A 15,742-nucleotide genomic window follows, 5' to 3' on the forward strand; every position below is an offset into this window, starting at 1 on the left:
GTTTCTCACTCACGACGGCGCGCCGGGATCGAATACCTGTTCGACCGGGTGCGGTTACGATAGCCTGCAGCGCGCGTACGCCACGCGTCCCACGTGCCAGACCGTGCCAGATCCGGGAGAGCGACCCTGTGACTGCTTCTGCTGAGACCTTCTACGGGGCCGACGACCTGACCCACCTGGAGGGTCTCGAGGCGGTTCGGAAGCGGCCCGGCATGTACATCGGGTCCACCGACAGCCGCGGGGTGAACCACCTGTTCACCGAGATCGTCGACAACTCCACCGACGAGGGCGTCGCCGGGCACGCGACGAAGGTCGTGGTGACGCTGCACGCGGACGGCAGCGTCCAGGTGGACGACGACGGGCGCGGCATCCCCACCGGAAAGCACGCCAAGTCGGGGCTGTCCGGGGTCGAGCTCGTGCTCACCCGCCTGCACGCGGGCGGCAAGTTCGGCGGCTCCGGCTACAAGACCTCGGGCGGCCTGCACGGGGTGGGCGCTTCGGCCGTCAACGCGCTGTCCCTGCGCTTCGACGTCACCGTCAAGCGGGACGGCAAGGTGCACGAGATCTCCTTCGCGCGCGGCAAGCCCGGTGTGTTCGACGGGCCGGGCCCCAAGGCGAAGTTCACGCCGCAGTCCGGACTGCGGGTGGTCCGCAAGATGAAGCGGGGCGAGCGGACCGGGACGTCCACCCGGTACTGGCACGACGCCCGTTACTTCGAGAACGGCGCCCGCCTCGACCCCGAGGAGGTCAGGTCGAAGCTGCGGCACACCGCCTTCCTGGTCCCCGGGGTGACCTACGTGCTGCGCACGGCCACCGAAGGGGCGATCAACGAGGAGACCTTCCACTATCCCCACGGGATCATGGACATGGTCGAGTACCTCGCCCCCGCGGGAGACCGCCCGGTGTCCGGGACGCTGCTCGTCAAGGGTGAGGGCACGTACAAGGAGAACGCCGCGGACGAGAACGGCGTCATGCAGTCCAATGTGGAACGCAAGGCGGAGGTCGAGATCGCGTTCCGCTGGGGCACCGGGTACGAGCGCACCGTCGAGTGTTTCACCAACACCATTCGCAACGTCCACGGTGGAACCCACCGCAGGGGATTCGACCGGGCCACCGTGAAGGCACTGCAGGAGGCCGTGGCCAAGACCCGTGGCCTGCTCAAGCCGAAGGAGGACCCGCCCCTGCTGGACGACGTCCAGGAGGGGATGACGGCGGTCATCCACGTCCGGATGCCGGAGCCGCAGTTCACCTCGCAGACCAAGGACGAGCTGTCCACCGCCGGGATCACGAAGGTCGTGCAGGGGCTGGTGGAGAAGGAGATCAAGGCCTGGACCGAGCACCGGAGGACGAAGGCGGAGGCCAAGACGGTCCTGCAGAAGATCGTCGAGGCCTCGCGGGTGCGGCTGGCGCAGAAGCAGCAAAAGGACGCCGCCCGGCGCAAGACGGCGCTGGAGGGCGCCGCGATGCCGGCCAAGCTGGTCGACTGCCGCACCACCGGGGTCTCCCGCAGCGAGCTGTTCCTCGTCGAGGGCGACAGCGCGCTCGGGTCCGCGCGGATGGCGCGCGTTTCGGAGTACCAGGCGCTGCTGCCGCTGCGCGGCAAGATCCTCAACGTGCAGAAGGCGGGGCTCGGCGACGCGCTGAAGAACGCCGAGATCGCGTCGATCGTGCAGGTGCTCGGCGCGGGCACCGGCCGGACGTTCGACTCTTCGTCGATGCGCTACGGGCGGGTGATCCTGATGGCGGACGCCGATGTGGACGGTTCGCACATCCGGACGCTGCTCATCACGCTCTTCGCCAGGTACATGCGGCCGGTGATCGAGGAGGGCAGGCTCTACGCCGCCATGCCGCCGCTGCACAAGGTGGTCACCAAGGGCCGTAACGGGGAGACGCGCTACACGTTCACCGAGCGCGAGATGGAGGCCGTGGTCGCCGAGCTGGAGGCGGCGGGCAAGAAGGTCGACAAGCCGGTTCCCCGGTTCAAGGGACTCGGCGAGATGGACGCCGACGAGCTGTGGGAGACCACGATGAACCCGGCGACCCGCTCGGTGCGCCGCATCACGCTCGACGACGCCGACGCCGCGGAGGCCGCGCTCGAGCTGCTCATGGGGGAGAAGGTCGAGCCACGCCGCAACTGGCTGATCGCCTCGGCCGCCCGCGTGGACCAGGCCGCGATCGACATCTGAGGAGTTTCGGAAAGCCATGGCACGCCGGAAGAGCACAGTCACCCGGGTCGATCCGGCCGCGTTCGACCAGCCGGGCGCGCAGGTCTTCGACAACCCGGTGAAGACCGAGATCGAGGACTCGTACCTGGAGTACGCCTACTCGGTCATCCACTCGCGTGCGCTGCCGGACGCGCGGGACGGCCTCAAGCCGGTGCACCGCCGGATCCTGTTCTCGATGAACGAGAACGGCTACCGGCCGACGCACGCGTACGTGAAGTCGTCCCGTGTGGTCGGTGATGTCATGGGCCGCTACCACCCGCACGGCGACGCCGCGATCTACGACGCGATGGTGCGGCTGGCGCAGGACTTCTCGATGAACGTGCCGCTGGTGGACGGGCACGGCAACTTCGGTTCCCCGGACGACGGACCGGCCGCCTCGCGGTACTGCGTGACGGGCGACACGCGGATCCGGCTCGCGGACGGCTCGAGCCCGCGTATCGGGGACCTGGTGGACCTGCCCGCCGACTCGGAGGCCGACGCGGATTTCGAGGTCCTGGACAAGGACGGCAAGAGCGTCCGGGTGAGCAAGGTGTTCAACTCGGGTGTCCATCCGACCCGGCGGATCACGACGAGGTCCGGGTTCTCCCTCAGGGGAAGTGAGAACCACCTGGTGCTCTGCCTCGAGGCTCCGATGGGAGTTCCGCTCTTCCAGTGGCGCAGGCTGGACGAGATCCAGCCCGGCACCGTGGTGTGCGTCGCCCGGAACGCATGGCTCCAGGTCGTTCCGACCGCACGGGAGTACATGCTCGGGGTGCTGGCCGGTGCCTGGGTGTCCGAGGGGTTCGCCTCCGATACCCGCGCCGGTTTCAACAATGCCGACGAGCACTTCTTCGGTGAGGTGCTGCATGCCTACGACCAGGTCGTCGGCGGAACGCGGTACGTGTCCCAGCGGCGGACCCGCCGCGACCGCAAGCTGATCCACGAACTCGACATCCAGGACTATGCCGGGGCAATGGACGCCTTCCGGGCGAGTCCGCTCGCCGAGTTCATCGGTCACCAGGCGCGGGAGAAGTTCGTTCCCGAGTTCGTGTGGACCGGCGGCTGGGGGGTGAAGCGGGCCTTCCTCATGGCCGCGTTCGAGGGCGACGGCGGCGTGCGACTAGCCAAGGGTTCATGGACGATCCAGTACAGCACCTACAGTGCGCGGCTCGCCCAGGAACTCCAGGAGCTTCTCGCCGAGTTCGGTGTCATCGCCCGGAACCGCCACTACACGCGGCCCAATGGCTCGATCGAGTACCGGCTGGTCGTCTCCGGACTGCGGAACGTCAGGGGCTTCGCGGAGCGGATCGGCTTCCTCAAGACCAAGCAAGAACAACTACGTGAGCTGCTGGCTCGTTCGCCATTGCGCCCGCACCGGCTCAGCCAGGACCACGTCCCGTTCGTCGCGGACTACGTGCGCGGCGCGCTCGATGTCGACACGCGCGGCAGCGGCCGGAAGTGGTTGACACAGCACAACTTCGACCGGATCGAACGCTGGGAGACCGAACGGCTGCGGATCATCGACCGGATCAAGGATCCCGAGATCCTCGCCACCATCCTCCCCGTCATGGACTCCGGTTACCGGTTCGAGGAGGTCACCGAGGCGAAGGCGGCGGAGCCGGCCGAGGTGTACTCGGTCCGCGTGGACTCCGACGACCATTCCTTCCTGGCAGGCGGGTTCGTCAACCACAACACGGAAGCGCGCATGTCGCCCGAGGCGATGCTGCTGGTCGGGGAGCTCGGCGAGGAGACCGTCGACTTCCGGCCCAACTACGACGGCTCACTGGCCGAGCCGACGGTGCTGCCCGCGTCGTTCCCGAACCTGCTGGTCAACGGCACGTCCGGGATCGCGGTGGGCATGGCGACCAACATGATCCCGCACAACATGAGCGAGGTCATCAGGGCGGCGCGGTGGCTCATCAACCACCCGAACGCGTCGCTGGACAAGCTCATGGAGTTCGTGCCCGGGCCCGACCTGCCGACCGGTGGCCTGCTGCTCGGTCTCGACGAGGTCCGCCGCGCGTACGAGACGGGCCGCGGTGTGGTGCGCATGCGGGCCAAGGTGGAGACCGGCCCGCTGGAGGGCAGCCGGGGCAGGCAGGCCATCACCGTCACCGAACTGCCGTACGGGGTGGGCCCGGAGAAGGTGATCGAGAAGATCACCGACGAGGTGAACAAGTCCAAGCGGCTCACCGGCATCGCCGACGTCAAGGACCTCACCGACCGGGAGAACGGCACCAGGCTGGTGATCGAGTGCAAGGTCGGGGTGAACCCGCAGGCGCTGCTGGCCGACCTCTACCGGCTCACCCCGCTGGAGCAGTCGTTCGGCATCAACAACCTCGTGCTGGTGGAGGGGGAGCCGAGGACGCTGGGCCTCAAGCAGCTGCTCGAGGTCTTCCTCGCCCACCGCTACGACGTCGTGACGCGGCGCACCCGCTACCGCAGGCGCAAGCGTGAGGAGCGCCTGCACCTGGTGGAGGGCCTGCTCAAGGCACTGCTCGACATCGACAAGGTGATCCGGCTCATCCGGGGCAGCGAGAACGCCCAGGCCGCGAAGGAGGGCCTGATGAAGCGGTTCGCCCTGTCCGAGATCCAGGCCACCTACATCCTCGACACCCCGCTGCGGCGGCTCACCAAGTACGACAAGATCGAGCTGGAGGCCGAGCAGGACAGGCTGCGCGCGGAGATCGCCGAGCTGACGAAGATCCTCGACGACGAGTCGGTGCTGAAGAAGGTCGTCTCGCAGGAGCTGGCGCAGATCGCCAAGGACTTCCCGACGGAGCGGCGCACGGCCCTCGTCGACGGCGACCTCAAGGAGGTCCTGGAGGCGTCCAAGCCGGCCGGGCCGCTGGAGATCGCCGACGATCCGTGCCAGGTGATCCTCTCGGCGACCGGCCTGGTGGCGCGGACGGCGGCCGAGTCGGAGGAGGTCACCGAGGGGCGCAGGCGCAGCGGCCGGACCCGGCACGACGCGGTGGCCTCGCTCGTGCACTCGACGGCCCGGGGCCAGGTGCTGCTGATCACCAGCCGGGGGCGGGCCGTGAAGACCGACGTGCTGCCGCTGCCGGTGCTGCCCGAACAGGCGGGCACGGTGTCGCTGCGCGGCGGGATGCCCGCGCGGGAGCTGGTGCCGCTGGAGAAGGGCGAGCGGGTGGTGGGCATCGCGCCGGTCGGTGCGCAGGCCGAGGGCTCACCCGGGCTGGCGCTCGGCACCCGGCGCGGGATCGTGAAGGTGTGCTCGCCGGAGTGGCCGGTGCGGGCCGACGAGTTCGACGTGATCACGCTGAAGGACGGCGACGAGGTGGTCGGCGCGAGCTGGCTCTCCGACGGGGCGGAGACGCTCGCGTTCGTTTCGTCCGCCGCGTCGCTGCTCCGCTACGAGGCCTCGCTCGTGCGGCCGCAAGGGCTCAAGAGCGGCGGCGTCGCCGGTATCAACCTGCCCGCGGGTGCGCACGTGGTGTTCTTCGGCGCGGTGCGCACCGACGACGCGGAACACGGCGAGCCGATGGTGGTCACGGCCACGGGCGCGACCGTGAAGACGACGCCGTTCTCGGAGTACCCGGCCAAGGGAAGGGCGACCGGCGGTGTCCGCGCGCACCGGTTCCTCAAGGGAGAGTCCGAGGTCACCGTGGCCTGGATCGGGCCCCGCCCCGCCGGAGCCACGAGGAACGGCGAGGCCGTGGAGCTGCCCGAGCCGGACCCGCGCCGCGACGGCTCCGGTGCGGCGCACCCCGGACCGGACGTGGTCGGCCACCTGATCGAACGCGGCTGACGCGAGTCCCGCGCTCAGGCGGGCGCGTCCCCCGCCCACGCGGCGTAGTCGGTCCACGCTCGCAGCCGGAGACGGCTGTCGAAGCGGCGCGGCGCGCCGGAGAGCGGGTCGGTGAACTCCAGCGTCCTGGCGAGCAGTTGCAGCGGACGGCGGAAGTCGTCGAGCGCGGTTTCGGTGAGCTCGGGGTAGAACGTGTCCCCGAGGATCGGCACGCCGAGCCCGCTCATGTGCACCCGCAGCTGGTGGGTGCGGCCGGTCTCCGGCCGCAACCGGTAGCGGCCCAGGCCGTCGCGGTGTTCCCGTAGTTCCACGTGGGTCTCGGCGTTCGGCTCGCCGGGCACTTCCCGCGCCGTGAGGACGCCGCGTTCCTTGACGATCCGGCTGCGCACGGTGCGCGGCAGCCGCAGCGCCGGATCGTACGGCGCCACGGCCTCGTATTCCTTGCGCACCGCGCGGTCGCGGAACAGCGTCTGGTAGGGGCCGCGCAGCTCGGGGCGGGTGACGAACAGGACCAGCCCGGCGGTGACGCGGTCGAGCCGGTGCGCGGGGCTGAGCAGGGGCAGGCCGAGGTCGCGGCGCAGCCGCACGAGCGCGGTCTCCAGCACGTGCCTGCCGCGGGGGATCGTGGCCAGGAAGTGCGGCTTGTCGGCCACCACGAGGTCGTCGTCGCGGTGCACGACGCCGATGTCGAACGGCACCGGGACCTCGTCCGGCAGGTCGCGGTGGAACCAGAGGTAGGTGTTCGGCGCGTACGGCGTGTCCGTCGTGATCGGCCCGTCCAGGCCCACGATCCGTCCCTCGCGCAGCATCGCGTCGATCCGCCGCGGCGGCAGCCGGGGGATCCGGTCGACGAGGTGGTCCCGGATCGTCGCCCAGTGCCCGTCGGCGGGCAGCCGGAACCGGGCGGCGTCGAGCCCGTGCCTCGGCGGCAGCGGGGAAGCGGGCCTGCGTGTCATCACCCGGCACTGTAGCCGGGTTCGGGCAGTGGACGACGTGGCGAGAACCCGGAAACGGTCACGACCGCCTCGGGGTGACCAGGCCGGCCTCGTAGGCGAACACCACCAGCTGGGCGCGGTCCCTCGCGCGCAGCTTCACCATCGCCCGGCTCACGTGCGTCTTCGCGGTGGTGGGGCTGATCACCATGTGCGTGGCGATCTCGTCGTTGGACAGCCCGCGCGCCACCAGGGCCACGACCTCCCGCTCGCGGCGGGTGAGCACGTCCATGCCCACGCTCGCCCGCGCCTCCGGAGGGCGGGAGACGAACTCGCTGATCAGCTTGCGCGTGATCGAGGGCGACAGCAGCGCGTCCCCGCGGGCGGCCACCCGGACCGCCGCGATCAGGTCGGCCGGTTCGCTGTCCTTCACGAGAAACCCGCAGGCCCCGGCACGCAGGGCGGCGAACACGTACTCGTCGAAGCCGTAGTTGGTCAGCATCACCACGTGCACGCGGGACAGGTCCGGGTCGGCCGCGATCCGCCGGGTGGCCTCGATGCCGTCGACCACGGGCATCTGCGCGTCGACCAGCGCCACGTCCGGCCGGTGCTCCCGCGCGAGCGTGACTCCCGCCGCACCGTCGGCCGCCTCGCCGACCACCGTCATGTCGTCCTCGGCGTCCAGCAGCGCGCGGAACCCTGCCCGGATGAGCGGCTGGTCGTCGACGAGCAGGATCCGGATCACGAGACGCCCTCCAGCGGCAGCTCGGCTTCGACGGTGAACCCGCCGCCCCGGCGCGGTTCCGCCCGCAGGTGCCCGCCCAGCGCGGACACGCGCTCGCGCATGCCGGTGAGCCCCGCGCCGGGCACCGGGGCGTCGTCTGGGGTGGCGGCACCGTCGTCGTCGATCCGCAGCACGAGCGTCCCGTCGCCGTAGCCGACGCACACGGTGGCCGAGGCTCCGTTCGCGTGCCGCGCCACGTTCGTCAGTGCCTCCTGGACGATGCGGTAGGCGGCCCGGTCCACCTCGGGCGGCACGGACCGCTCGGGACCGTCGACGGTCAGCGTCACGGGCACTCCCGCGCCGGAAGCCCGCTCGACGAGCTGGGGCAGGCTGCGGAGCCCGATGTCCGGGGCGTCGCCCGGCTCCCGCAGCACCTCCAGCGTCGCACGCAACTCCCGGCTCGCCTCCTGGCTGGCCTCCTGCACGGCGAGCAGCGCCGGGGGCACCTCCTCGCCGCGTTTGCGGGCCAGGTGGACGCCCACCCCCGCCTGCACGGTGATGACCGAGATGCTGTGGGTCAGCGAGTCGTGCAGCTCCCGCGCGATGCGCAGCCGCTCCTCGCTCGCCCGGCGCAGCGCCACCTCCTCCCGCGTGCGCTCCGCCTCGGCCGCGCGTTCCTCCGCCTGCCGCAGGTAGGCGCGCCGGGCGCGGGTGACCTCGCCGAGCACGAACACCGCCGCGAACCAGCCCACCGGCAGGATCGCGGCCTGGACCGCCTGGGCCGCGGGGCCTTCCGGCGCCGAGAGCAGGTTGTCCGCCACGGCGAAGGCGGTCAGCGGGACGACGACCACCGTGGCCAGCACGCGGTGCCCCACGGCGACCACGGTGTAGAGCGCGATCAGCACGGGTGTCGTGGCGATCGGCCCCGGCTCCACCCGGGCGGTGTAGGCGAAGACGAGCGCGAGGCTCACCAGCAGCACCGTCCGCGGCGCCCGGTTGCGCGCCACCAGCGGCAGGGTCCCCGCCAGCAGCAGCGTGTAGTCGAGCGCGCCGGGGCGGGCGGGGCCGAGCACCGCGTCGGCGACGACGAGCGCCACCACCCCGAGCGTGAGTGCCCCGTCCCGCGCGTACGCGCGCCACCCCTGGTCGGTCGCCATGGACGAACCCTAGCCCGCGCGGCTGACGTGCACGTTCCCTTCCGGGAGGCAGTCGCGGGTACTCCCCGGGGAGTACTTCCGGCCGGGCGCTGCGGCCGGGGGAGCAGCGGAGACTGTCTTCCCCCGCGCGACGCGCGGAGGGCCGTCGGCGGGCGAGGCTCGAGGCGTCACCGGAAGGGAGATGCGGATCATGATGTTCATCGAGGTGTTCGTGCCGAAGGGCGCGCTCGGGCCGGAGCAGCGGCACGTGCTGGGCCGGCGGCTGGTGACCGACGTGATGCAGGCGGGGGACAGTGGCGCGCCGGACGAGGTCATCGAGGCCGCGCGGTCGCTGTGCCACGTGCTGTTCCACGAGACGGACGGCTGGTACACCGCCGGGCGCGAGGTGCAGCCGGGCGACCCGCCGCCGTACCTCCTCCGGGTCAGCGTGCCGGAGAGCTGGCGGGACGGGATGGCCCCGCACGTGATCAAGGTCTTCTCGGCGCTGGTGGCGGAGGTGGACTCCCGCCCGGAGCGGCTGCGGGCCGAGCCGGTGGCGTGGGTCCACGTGCTCGGCGTACCGGACGACGGCATCGGCGCCATGGGCGGGGTGCTCGGCTCGGTGGAGCTGGTCAAGCTGATCACGAAGGCGCACCGGGAGTCGCCGCGGTCGCCGGAGGGCCTGCCGCCCGGCACGGGGTTCGACCCGGTGTGCGGCATGACCGTCCCGTTCGAGCACGCCGCGGCCACCGCCGAGCACGGGGGCACGCGCTACGCCTTCTGCAGCAAGGGCTGTCACGAGGTGTTCGCCGAGGAGCACACCGCCGCCTGACCCGGTGGCGGGCAGTGAAGGCCACCTCCACTGCGCCCAGCGCAGTGGAGGTGGCCTTCACTGCCCGCGGCGGGGGCGGGGCTGGAGGGGCCTGCGGGTGGCGAGTTCCAGGGTCAGCGCCGCCGTCTCCGCGTCGGTGATGAGCGTGGAGACCATGCCGGAGCGCAGCACGGCATCCACGGCCTCGGCCTTCGGCGGGCTGTAGCCGAGCGCGATCACCTCGGGCACGCGGTGCAGGTCCTCGGCGCTGATCGCCAGCACGTGGTGCGCCAGCCCGGTCGACAGGGGGTTGCCTTCGGCGTCGTACAGCCTGGCCGCGACCTCGGCCTTCGCGCCGCGCTTGCTGATCGCGTCCCGTTCGGCCTGGCTCAGCGCGTCGTACACAGTGGACTCACCGGCTTCCCACGCCCCGATGCTGACCACCGCCTTGGTGAGGTTGCCGAACTGGCTGAACGTCTCCGCGATGCCGGGCTGGCGGCGCAGGATCTCGGTGGTCCGGCTGTCGGGCAGGACCAGCGGTGCGAAGATCGGGTACGCCGCGCCGCCGGAGACCCCGGCGAGCCTGCTCACCGTCTCCACCGAGCGGTCGCGCATGTCCATTCCGGCCTGGACCCCGCAGAGCTGGACGATCGGGCACCGCGGCAGCGTGTCGATCAGCTCGGTCATGACGTTTACCGAGCGGGCCCACGACAGCCCGATGACGTCGCGGTCGGTGGCGATCTCGGTGAGCAGGCGCGCGGCGAGCGCGCCGATCCGGCGGCGCAGCTCCGTCCGCGGCCCCCGGGAAGTTGCTCGTTCGAGCACCAGGGCGCGCTCCAGGCCGTAGGCGGCGCGCAGGTCGTCACCGAGGATCGGGTCCACCGGCGCCGGCATGTCGAACTCCACCCTGATCAGCCCGTCTTCCCTGGCCGCGTCGAGTATCCGGGCCACCTTGAACCGGCTGAGACCGAACTCCTCGGCGATCTCCAGCTTGGTCGCGCCCTGGAGGTAGTACCGGCGCGCGATCGATGCGGCCCGCACTGCCTCGGCCACGCCGAGTGGTCGCCTACTCCTGCTCATATGAGCACTATAGCACCGGATTCGCTGGAAAGGTTGACGTTTTCACCGGGGAAGTCTTTCAATGCCTGCACATGCGATGCGACGAATGGTTCCCATCGTGCTCATATGAGCGGTACGGCAGTGAAAGGTGAGAATGCATGCGAGCCGCGATCGTCGACCAGCCGGGACGGGTCCGGGTCGGTGACGTACCCGATCCGAAACCGGGCGATGCCCAGGTCGTCGTGCGGGTGGGCGCCTGCGGTATCTGCGGGACCGACCTGCACATCGCCGACGGGCACTTCCCGCCGACGCCGTACCCGATCGTGCCCGGCCACGAGTTCGCCGGGGAGATCGTCGAGCTCGGCGCGGACGTGCCGGGCGACTGGCGGATCGGCGACCGCGTCGCCGTCGACCCGTCGCTGTTCTGCGGGTACTGCACCCCGTGCCGGTCGGGCCACGGCAACCTGTGTGCCAACTGGGGCGCCACCGGCGACACCGTGAACGGTGCCTTCGCCGAGTACGTCGCCGTGCCCGCCGCGACCTGCTACCGCCTGCCCGACGAGCTCACCTACCAGCAGGGTGCCCTCGTGGAGCCGGTCTCGTGCGCCGTGCACGGGGTGCGCCGGGTCGGGGTCGAGGCGGGGGAGCGGTTCCTCGTCCTCGGTGCGGGCACGATGGGCCTGATCATGCAGCAGCTGCTGCAGCGGGCGGGCGCCGTGGTCACGGTTGTCGACCGGAACACGGCCCGGCTCGACCGGGCACGGCGGCTCGGCGCGCACGCCGTCGCGGGCGACACCGCGGAGCTGGACGGGGAGCGGTTCGACGCGGCCGCCGACTGCACCGGTGCCGTGCCCGCCATCGAGGCCGCGTTCGACGCGCTGCGCCGCGGCGGGCGGCTGCTCGTATTCGGCGTCGCCCCCGAGGAGGCGCGCGTGTCGCTCTCGCCGTTCCGCATCTACAACGACGAGATCACCGTGGTCGGCTCGATGGCCGTGCTGCACAGCTTCGGAGCCGCGCTCGACCTGGTGGCGACGGGCGCCGTCGACACCTCCGAACTGCTCACCCACACGCTCCCGCTGGAGCGCTACCCCGAGGCGCTCGACCTGATGCGCAGCGGTGCGGGACTGAAGGTCCAGGTCGTCCCGGCCACCTGAGGCCCGCCAGCCAACCACCCACCGGACAGGACGAGGAGGTCCTGATGACAACCCGTTCCCGAGCCCGAAGGACGCCGCTCGCGCTCGCGGCGATGGCGGCGACGCTGCCGTTGCTGGCGACCGCGTGCGCAGGCGCAGGAGGAGGTGGCGGGGGTGACGGCGAGCGCACCGTCACGATCGCGACCGTCGCCAACCCGCAGATGCAGGACATCGAGAAGCTCAGCGCGCGGTTCGAGGAGGACCACCCGGACATCAACCTGGACTTCGTGATCCTGCCGGAGAACGAGCTTCGCGACCGCGTGACGCAGGACATCGCGACGCAGGCGGGCCAGTACGACGTGGTCACCATCGGCACCTACGAGACGCCGATCTGGGCGGAGAACGGCTGGCTCGCCCCGCTGGACGAGTACGCGAGCGACCCCGCGTACGACGTCGACGACATCCTCACCCCGGTGCGCGAGGCACTGTCCTACGAGGACACGATGTACGCGGCACCGTTCTACGGCGAGTCCTCGTTCCTGATGTACCGCAAGGACCTCTTCGCCGAGGCCGGGCTGACGATGCCGGAGCAGCCGACGTGGCAGCAGGTCGCGGACTTCGCCGCGAAGCTGGACGACCCGGCGAGTGACACCGCCGGGATCTGCCTGCGCGGCCTGCCCGGCTGGGGCGAGGTCCTCGCGCCGCTGAACACGATGATCCTCACCTTCGGCGGGCAGTGGTACGACGAGAACTGGAACGCCAAGCTGACCTCGCCGGAGACGAAGGAGGCCGTCCAGTTCTACGTCGACCTGGTGCGTGAGCACGGTCAGCCGGGCGCGCCCAACGCCGGGTTCTCCGAGTGCCTGACCGCGATGGGCCAGGGCAACGCCGCCATGTGGTTCGACGCGACGGTCGCCGCGAGCTCGCTGGAGGACCCGAAGAACAGCAAGGTCGCCGGCAAGATCGGCTACGCTCCCGCGCCGGTGATGGAGACCGAGAAGTCCGGCTGGCTGTGGGCGTGGTCGCTGGCGATCCCGGAGACCTCGCAGCAGAAGGACGCCGCGTGGGAGTTCATCTCCTGGGCCACGTCCAAGGAGTACATGAAGCTGGTCGGCAACGAGCTGGGCTGGACGAGGGTGCCGCCGGGCAGCAGGCAGTCCACCTACGAGATCCCCGAGTACCAGCAGGCGGCGGAGGCGTTCGCGGAGCCGACGCTGAACGCGATCCAGAACGTCGACGTCCGGCAGCCCGGCGTGCATCCGCAGCCCTGGGTCGGCGTGCAGTACGTGGCCATCCCCGAGTTCCAGGACCTGGGCACCACGGTCTCGCAGGAGATCTCGGCGGCCATCGCGGGCAGGCAGTCGGTCGATGAGGCACTGACCAAGGCCCAGCGGTACGCCGAGCAGACCGCCACGGAGGGCGGCTACCGGAAATGACCGCACCGACCGTCCGGGCGGCGGCCCCGCGGGGCCGCCGCCCGGCACCACCCCCGAAACCCCCCGCGGCGCAGCGGTGGCGCCGCCGGGGGCCGCTGCTGCCCGCCCTGTTGCTCACGATCGTGCTGACGCAGATCCCGATGCTGCTCACGGTCTTCTACAGCCTGTTCTCGCAGAACCTGCTGCGGCCGGGATCGCGGGAGTTCGTCGGGCTCGCCAACTACGCGGACGTCCTCGGCGACCGGCTGTTCCGCAACGCCGTGTTCAACACGGTCGTGCTCACCGCGTCCACCGTGCTGCTGTCCATGGCGCTGGGCATCGGGCTGGCGATCCTGCTGGACAAGAAGTTCCTCGGCCGCAGCATCGTGCGGACGCTGCTCATCACCCCGTTTCTGGTGATGCCCGCCGCCGCGGCGCTGCTGTGGAAGACCTCGATCTTCAACCCGGTCTTCGGCCTGCTCAACTGGGTGCTCTCCCCGTTCGGCGTCGACAACGTCGACTGGGTCAGCCGGTTCCCGATGGCGTCGATCATCCTCGTCCTGGTCTGGCAGTGGACGCCGTTCATGATGCTGATCGTCCTGGCCGGACTGCAGAGCCAGTCCCCCGAGGTCCTCGAGGCGGCCACAGTGGACGGTGCGGGGCCGTGGTCCACGTTCGGCTACATCACCCTGCCGCACCTGCGGCAGTTCATCGAGCTCGGCATCCTGCTCGGCTCGATCTTCATCGTGCAGACGTTCGACGCGATCTTCATGATCACGCAGGGCGGGCCGGGGCAGGCCACCACCAACCTGCCGTACTTCATCTACCAGGAGTCGTTCCGGGCCTTCGACGTCGGCGAGGCGGCCGCCGCCGGGGTGCTCGTCGTCGTCGCGACGATCATCATCGCGACGTTCGCCCTGCGGGTCATCTCCAACCTGTTCCGGGAAGAGGTGTGACGATGTCGCCGACGACCACCACCGCGCCGGAAGCGGCCGTGCCCGAACGCGGGCAGGCGGACGTGCGGACCGTCCCGCACCGGCGGCGCCGCCGGTTCCGGCCACGCCACCCCGGCGTCGCGTTCGCCGCGTGGGCCGCGGCGGCGGTGTTCTTCTCGCCGGTGCTGTGGATGTTCCTGACCGGCTTCAAACAGGAGTCGCAGGCCTCCACCGACCCGCCCACGTTCTTCTTCGTGCCGACGCTCGACCAGTACCGGGCGATCCTCGGCCGCGACTTCACCCCGTACTTCCTGAACTCGGTCAGCGCGTCGGTGTTCTCCACGATCCTCGTGATCATCCTGGCGACCCCGGCGGCGTACGCGCTGTCCATCGCGAAGATCCCGAGGTGGCGGGACTCGCTGTTCTTCTTCATCTCCACGCGCATGATGCCCGCGGTCGCGATCATCCTGCCGCTCTACATCATCGCGAAGAACGTCGGCGTCCTGGACAACGTCACCATGCTGGCGCTCGTCTACACCGTGATGAACCTGCCGATCGCGGTCTGGATGATCCGGTCGTTCCTGGTCGAGGTGCCCAAGGAGGTGCTGGAGGCGGCGCGGATCGACGGCGCCACCTTCGGCGTGGAGATCCGGCGCGTCATCCTCCCGATGATCGCGCCAGGGCTGGCCGCGACCGCGCTGATCTGCTTCATCTTCGCCTGGAACGAGTTCTTCTTCGCGGTGAGCCTGACCGCGACGCAGGCGGCGACCGTGCCCGTCTTCCTCGTCGGCTTCATCACCAGCGAGGGCCTGTTCTGGGCGCGGCTGTCGGCCGCGTCCACCATGGCCGCGCTGCCGGTGATCATCGCGGGCTGGGTGGCGCAGAAGTGGCTCGTGCGCGGGCTGTCCCTCGGCGCCGTGAAGTGACCGGGTCGTGAGTGAGGAACGTGGTTCTAACCACGTTCCTCACTCACGACCGGTGACCAGGCGGTTGGTCAGGACTGCCTGCCGGCGAGCCGGTCCCGCATGCGGTCGATCAGGCCGGCGCCCGGGTCGAGGATGCGGTTGGCGGGCGGCTTGTCCGGGGCGCCGGGGTGCGGCCGCGTCGGTGCCCGCTCCTTGGCCTTCACCACCTGCTGGCCGAGCTCGCGCAGCTCCTCCTCGGACAGCGCGTTCCGCAGCTTGGGCAGCAGGTCGTTCTCCTCGTCCTCGACGTGGTGCCGGATCGCCCCCATCAGCTCGCCGAGCAGCTGCTCGAACTTCGGGTCGTCCGGGTCGAGGTCCTCCAGCTGCTTCATCAGCTGCTCGGCCTCGGCGTGCTCGGCGATCTCGTGGTCGGCGACCTGGTCGCCGTTGGCGAGGTTCTTGCGTGCCGCCGGGTACATGTACTGCTCCTCGGCGACGCTGTGCCGGACGAGCTCGGCGATGACGTGGTCGACGAGCGCCCTGCGGTGCCGGGAGTCGCCGCCACCGCGCTCGAGCTCGGTGAACACCTGCTCGACCTCGCGGTGGTCGTTGACGATGACGCTGATCAGGTCGGGCTGGCCCTGCGCCGATGTCATGGGTGTCTCCTCGTGGTGGTTCGGTTCGGGAACTCGCGCCCCGGGTACCCCCGCCGCTTC

General features: G+C 70.7%; 12 protein-coding genes. 7 read left to right on the forward strand and 5 right to left on the reverse strand.

Annotated features, from left to right (window positions below):
* Window positions 1-128 precede the first annotated feature (128 nt).
* Complete coding sequence (locus tag B0I33_RS28550; protein ID WP_106182271.1) at window positions 129-2,186, forward strand: DNA gyrase/topoisomerase IV subunit B; 2,058 nt, start codon at window positions 129-131, stop codon at window positions 2,184-2,186.
* Window positions 2,187-2,202: 16 nt separating this feature from the next.
* On the forward strand, window positions 2,203-5,976 hold the full coding sequence (locus B0I33_RS28555) for a DNA gyrase subunit A (RefSeq protein ID WP_106182272.1): 3,774 nt from the start codon (window positions 2,203-2,205) through the stop codon (window positions 5,974-5,976).
* 14 nt (window positions 5,977-5,990) lie between these two features.
* On the opposite strand, the gene B0I33_RS28560 is transcribed toward B0I33_RS28555, so the two are convergent.
* From B0I33_RS28560 to B0I33_RS30760, 3 genes are read right to left on the reverse strand one after another with little or no spacing between them, the layout of a single operon-like run.
* Window positions 5,991-6,932: an RluA family pseudouridine synthase gene (locus B0I33_RS28560; protein WP_106182274.1), complete on the reverse strand. Its 942-nt coding sequence runs from the start codon at window positions 6,930-6,932 to the stop codon at window positions 5,991-5,993.
* Between the two features lie 58 nt (window positions 6,933-6,990).
* Window positions 6,991-7,653, reverse strand: a complete 663-nt coding sequence (locus B0I33_RS28565) for a response regulator (RefSeq protein WP_106182276.1) — start codon at window positions 7,651-7,653, stop codon at window positions 6,991-6,993.
* Window positions 7,650-8,789: a sensor histidine kinase gene (locus B0I33_RS30760; protein WP_106182278.1), complete on the reverse strand. Its 1,140-nt coding sequence runs from the start codon at window positions 8,787-8,789 to the stop codon at window positions 7,650-7,652. The genes B0I33_RS28565 and B0I33_RS30760 overlap by 4 nt, the downstream gene beginning before the upstream one ends.
* A gap of 190 nt (window positions 8,790-8,979) precedes the next feature.
* Here B0I33_RS30760 and B0I33_RS28575 point away from each other — a divergent pair, with 190 nt between their 5' ends.
* Window positions 8,980-9,600 (forward strand): YHS domain-containing protein, encoded by a 621-nt coding sequence (locus tag B0I33_RS28575; RefSeq protein ID WP_181193486.1) that lies wholly within the window; start codon window positions 8,980-8,982, stop codon window positions 9,598-9,600.
* 57 nt (window positions 9,601-9,657) lie between these two features.
* Here B0I33_RS28575 and B0I33_RS28580 read toward each other — a convergent pair whose 3' ends face one another.
* Window positions 9,658-10,659, reverse strand: a complete 1,002-nt coding sequence (locus tag B0I33_RS28580) for a sugar-binding transcriptional regulator (protein WP_106182281.1) — start codon at window positions 10,657-10,659, stop codon at window positions 9,658-9,660.
* 137 nt (window positions 10,660-10,796) lie between these two features.
* Between B0I33_RS28580 and B0I33_RS28585 the strand changes: the two genes are divergently transcribed.
* From B0I33_RS28585 to B0I33_RS28600, 4 genes are read left to right on the forward strand one after another with little or no spacing between them, the layout of a single operon-like run.
* Window positions 10,797-11,792 carry a zinc-dependent alcohol dehydrogenase family protein gene (locus tag B0I33_RS28585; protein ID WP_106182283.1) on the forward strand — a complete coding sequence of 332 codons (996 nt, stop codon included), beginning with the start codon at window positions 10,797-10,799 and terminating at the stop codon, window positions 11,790-11,792.
* Between the two features lie 44 nt (window positions 11,793-11,836).
* The gene (locus B0I33_RS28590; protein ID WP_106182285.1) at window positions 11,837-13,207 is read left to right on the forward strand and encodes an ABC transporter substrate-binding protein; all 1,371 of its coding nucleotides are present in this window, start codon (window positions 11,837-11,839) and stop codon (window positions 13,205-13,207) included.
* Complete coding sequence (locus B0I33_RS28595; protein WP_181193487.1) at window positions 13,204-14,142, forward strand: carbohydrate ABC transporter permease; 939 nt, start codon at window positions 13,204-13,206, stop codon at window positions 14,140-14,142. The genes B0I33_RS28590 and B0I33_RS28595 overlap by 4 nt, the downstream gene beginning before the upstream one ends.
* A 2-nt stretch (window positions 14,143-14,144) precedes the next feature.
* Window positions 14,145-15,047, forward strand: a complete 903-nt coding sequence (locus B0I33_RS28600) for a carbohydrate ABC transporter permease (RefSeq protein ID WP_106182287.1) — start codon at window positions 14,145-14,147, stop codon at window positions 15,045-15,047.
* A gap of 68 nt (window positions 15,048-15,115) precedes the next feature.
* On the opposite strand, the gene B0I33_RS28605 is transcribed toward B0I33_RS28600, so the two are convergent.
* Window positions 15,116-15,682: a hemerythrin domain-containing protein gene (locus B0I33_RS28605; RefSeq protein ID WP_106182288.1), complete on the reverse strand. Its 567-nt coding sequence runs from the start codon at window positions 15,680-15,682 to the stop codon at window positions 15,116-15,118.
* Between the last annotated feature and the right edge of the window lie 60 nt (window positions 15,683-15,742).

The sequence above is a fragment of the Prauserella shujinwangii genome, from assembly GCF_003001955.1.
Taxonomy (GTDB): domain Bacteria; phylum Actinomycetota; class Actinomycetes; order Mycobacteriales; family Pseudonocardiaceae; genus Qaidamihabitans; species Qaidamihabitans shujinwangii.